Below are 4,343 nucleotides of genomic sequence, written 5' to 3'. Positions count from 1 at the left end.
TTAAACATTAAAACATTAGGTTTACCTGAAGATTTTTACGAAAATTATGTAAAAAACATCAATGCAGTAACGCCAGAAGATGTTAAAAATGCTGCAAATAAATATTTCTTAGCAGATAACACAAGAGTTGTAATTGTAGGAAAAGCCGCAGATGTGTTACCAGGTTTAGAGGCCATGAGTGCAAAAGAAAAAATGCCAGTTTTCTATTTTGATAAATACGGTAGTAAAGTTGATAAACCAGTGGTTAAAAAAGACATTCCTGCAGGCGTAACGGCTCAATCAGTTGTTAAAAACTATATTGATGCTATTGGTGGAGATAAAGCTTTAAAAGCTGTTAAAACTACTTTAATAACTGCAAAAGCTAAAATTCAAGGTCGTGAGATTGAAATGTTGGCTAAGTCTTCTGTTTCAAATAAAAACTTGATTACTATGAACATGATGGGAATGACAGTTATGAAACAAGTTGTTGGAGATAAAACAGGTTATCAAGAAGCGCAAGGACAAAAAAAGGCATTTGAAGGTGAAGAGTTTGCTACAATGAAACAACAATCTTTTCCGTTTGTAGAATTAAAAATGTTAACTGATAAAACAATTGTTTTAAGTGGTATTGAATCGCTTAATGGACAAGATGCTTATGCAATCCAAGTTGGTACAAGTAAATATTTTTATGATGTAAAAACAGGATTAAGAGTAGCTACTGAAAACGAATCAGGTGTAGGTGCTGAAAAACGTAAGGGAATGACTTACTATGCTGATTATGTTGATGTAAAAGGAATTAAATTTCCATATAAAATGACTATGGATGTTGGAATGTCTTTAGAATTTATTACACAAGATGTAAAAATTAATGAAGGAGTTACAGAAAAAGATTTCGAATAAATTTATTTTTTGAAAATGAAAAAGGATTGCGAAAGCAATCCTTTTTTTATGCAATAAATTTTTATTTTCTATTTGTAATATAAACGCCAAACAAAATAATTATGGTTCCTAAAACTTGTAATAAAGTAACGCCTTCGTTAAAAATCACACTCCATATTGTAGCTACAACAGGTATCAAATACGTTACATTTGAAGCAAAAATAGGAGACGACATTTGTATGAGTTTATAAAAATAGATATTTGCCAATCCTGTGCCTACAATACCTAAAATGGCTACATAAATTAAAGGATGTACATCGTTTGAAATGCCCAAACCATCTGTTGTATTTTGAATGGCTTGAAAATCATAACCAGTAAAAGATAAAATTAACAAAGCAGGAATAAGAAGAAAAGCAAAATTCCCAACTGTAATGCCAATTGGCGACACGTCAAATAAATATTTTTTCACCATATTAATATTAGCGGCATAACACCAAGAAGCTATAATTACCAATAATGCAAACCAATAATTTTTTGATGGATTTCCTGAAGCGCCTGCATATACTAATACCAAACAACCAATAATCCCTATAAGTAATCCGTAGATTTGTTTTCTTTTAAATGTGAGTCCGAAAAACACACTCCCAATAATCAATGTATTTAATGGGGTAAACGAGTTTAAAGTCGAACTAATGGAACTACTAATTTGTGTTTGTGCTAAGGCAAAAAGAAAAATAGGGAAGAAATTACCTAGTAATCCAGCTACAAAAATATATTTTATTTTCTTCTTCTTAATATTTAGTAATTCTTTACCTGCAATAATAAGTAAGAATATGGAAGTAAAGATTATTCGATACGCACCTAATTGAAACGGATTCATGCCGCCATCTAAGCCTTTTTTCATTAAAATAAATGAACTTCCCCAAACTAGTGCTAATAGTAGCAAAATAATCCATTTTGAATTTTTTTCTCTCATAAATAGGTGTAAAAAAATAAGGCTGCCAAATTTGACAGCCTTAAAGGTATAATTTTTTTTAAGACATATTAACCTAAAGCAGCTCTTTTGAAACCTGTTACTTTTAAATCTGCATTTACAGATTTAATATAGGCAGACACACTTATTGAACTATCTTTGATATAATCTTGATTTACTAAAGTATTATCTTTAAAGAAACGTCCTAATTTTCCTTTAGCGATGTTTTCAATCATAGCTTCTGGTTTTCCTTCCTGACGTAACATATCTTTAGCAATTTCTATTTCTTTAGCAATAGTGTCTGCATCAACACCCGCTTCATCTAAAGCGATTGGCGCCATTGCAGCAGCTTGCATAGCAATGTTTCTTGCAGCTTCAGCGCCACCATCAACATTTGCAGATAAAGCCACTAAAGTAGCAATACCGTTTCCAGCGTGAATGTATGAATTGATAAAAGCACCTTCTAATCTTTCGAAAGCACCAATTTCAATTTTTTCTCCAATAACACCTGTTTGCTCAATTAATTTTTCAGCAACAGTAATTCCACCAAAATCAGAAGCTAAAAACGCTTCTTTATTTGTAAAATTTAAAGCTAAGTTTGCAAAATCATTTGCTAATTTTACGAAACCTTCATTTTTTCCTACGAAGTCTGTTTCACAATTTAAAGAAATTACAACACCAGCAGTATTATCGCTATTTACAACAGCAATAACAGCACCTTCAGTAGATTCTCTATCTGAACGGTTTGCGGCAACTTTTTGACCTTTTTTTCTTAAAATTTCAATGGCTAATTCAAAATCACCTTCAGCTTCAACTAAAGCTTTTTTGCAATCCATCATACCAGCACCGGTTGTAGTTCTTAATTTGTTAACTTCAGCAGCAGTTATATTTGACATTTTATTTTATTTTAGATTATTAATGTAAATGAAGAAATTCCAATTGTAAATTTCCAAATTCCAGGTTTATAAAATTTATAACAAATAGTTAATAAATTAGTTTGGAATTTGGAATTTTACTTTCGGAATTTATATTTTTTAAGCTTCAGTTGAAGTTTCTTCAGCCTGAATTTCAGCTACTGGAGCCGCTTCAGTTGAAGTTTCTACAGTCTGAGTATCAGCTACCGGAGTTTCTTCAGTTGAAGTTTCTTCTTTGTCTGTTTTTCTTTCAGATAAACCTTCTATAATTGAAGCAGTTACTAAAGTTAAAATTTTATCGATTGATTTAGAAGCGTCATCGTTAGCAGGAATAACATACTCAACCAAACGAGGGTCAGAGTTTGTATCAACCATTGCGAAAACTGGAATGTTTAACTTTTTTGCTTCTTTTACCGCGATATGTTCCGCTTTAATATCTACTACAAATAATGCAGCAGGAATTCTTGACATGTCAGCAATTGAACCTAAGTTCTTGTCTAATTTTGCTCTTAAACGATCTACTTGTAAACGTTCCTTTTTAGAAAGCGTCATGAAAGTGCCATCTTTTTTCATTCTATCAATAGAAGCCATTTTTTTAATCGCTTTTCTGATAGTGATAAAGTTGGTTAACATTCCACCTGGCCATCTTTCAGTAATGTAAGGCATGTTACAAGCAGCTGCCTTTTCAGCAACGATGTCTTTTGCTTGTTTTTTGGTAGCTACGAAAAGTATTTTTCTACCAGATGCTGCAATACTTTTTAAAGCCTCATTAGCTTCTTCAATTTTTGCAGCCGTTTTATATAGGTTAATGATATGTATACCATTACGTTCCATATAAATGTATGGGGCCATGTTTGGATCCCATTTACGAGTCATGTGTCCGAAGTGTACACCTGCCTCTAATAATTCTTTAACGTCAATTTTGTTTGCCATTTTGTAATAGTTTACGTTCCGTGTTCTAGCAATGTTCCGTTTTAATTTTAATTTTAAGATTCAAAGATTTAATGATTTAAAGATTGTTATAATTTTTTAATCTTTTAATTTTTCAATCGTTTTAATTTTTTCGGCTTCATTTAGATGCTAAACTAATTTCTTTTTCAATAAAAAGAAATATCGACAACTTGATTTTTAATTTCTAATTTAATTGTAAAAAAGGTTCTGAAAATATATTCTGATAAATATCGAATATTAACGTTTCGAGAATTGGAATCTCTTACGTGCTTTCTTCTGACCGAATTTTTTACGTTCTACCATTCTTGGATCTCTTGTTAGTAATCCTTCTGGTTTTAATACCAATCTGTTTTCTGCTTCTACTTCGCACATTGCTCTTGCAATTGCCATTCTTACAGCTTCTGCTTGACCAGTTGCTCCACCACCATACACATTAATTTTAACATCAAAATTGTTTTCGTTGTTAGTTAATGTTAAGGCTTGTTTTACTTTGTACTGCAATGTTGCAGTTGGAAAGTATACAGCAAACGCTCTTTTGTTAACTGTAATGTTACCAGTTCCTTCTGAAACATAAACACGTGCTACTGCACATTTTCTTCTTCCGATTTTGTGAATTACTCCCATTACTTAAGATCGTTTAGGTTAAC

The 4,343-nt window shown here is 31.7% G+C and carries 4 protein-coding genes and 1 pseudogene; 1 reads left to right on the top strand and 4 read right to left on the bottom strand.

Features of this window, described 5'->3' with window-relative positions; translation table 11 throughout:
• A pseudogene (locus tag ACIQ2I_RS09320) lies at positions 1 to 879 on the top strand (insulinase family protein); the annotation flags it as partial.
• 61 nt (positions 880 to 940) lie between these two features.
• On the opposite strand, the gene ACIQ2I_RS09315 reads toward ACIQ2I_RS09320, so the two are convergent.
• The 4 genes from ACIQ2I_RS09315 to rpsI form a co-directional block, all read right to left on the bottom strand.
• On the bottom strand, positions 941 to 1,834 hold the full coding sequence (locus tag ACIQ2I_RS09315) for a DMT family transporter (RefSeq protein ID WP_396182110.1): 894 nt from the start codon (positions 1,832 to 1,834) through the stop codon (positions 941 to 943).
• A gap of 68 nt (positions 1,835 to 1,902) precedes the next feature.
• Positions 1,903 to 2,727, bottom strand: a complete 825-nt coding sequence (gene tsf / locus ACIQ2I_RS09310; RefSeq protein WP_396182109.1) for a translation elongation factor Ts — start codon at positions 2,725 to 2,727, stop codon at positions 1,903 to 1,905.
• Positions 2,728 to 2,865: 138 nt separating this feature from the next.
• Positions 2,866 to 3,678 (bottom strand): 30S ribosomal protein S2, encoded by an 813-nt coding sequence (rpsB, locus tag ACIQ2I_RS09305; protein WP_396182108.1) that lies wholly within the window; start codon positions 3,676 to 3,678, stop codon positions 2,866 to 2,868.
• 255 nt (positions 3,679 to 3,933) lie between these two features.
• The gene (gene rpsI, locus ACIQ2I_RS09300; protein WP_396182107.1) at positions 3,934 to 4,320 is read right to left on the bottom strand and encodes a 30S ribosomal protein S9; all 387 of its coding nucleotides are present in this window, start codon (positions 4,318 to 4,320) and stop codon (positions 3,934 to 3,936) included.
• Positions 4,321 to 4,343: the final 23 nt, after the last annotated feature.

The sequence above is a fragment of the Flavobacterium sp. genome (assembly GCF_044368995.1).
GTDB lineage: Bacteria > Bacteroidota > Bacteroidia > Flavobacteriales > Flavobacteriaceae > Flavobacterium.
The sequence above is the reverse complement of the archived record's forward strand: the minus strand, read 5'-3'. Positions and strand labels throughout refer to the sequence as shown.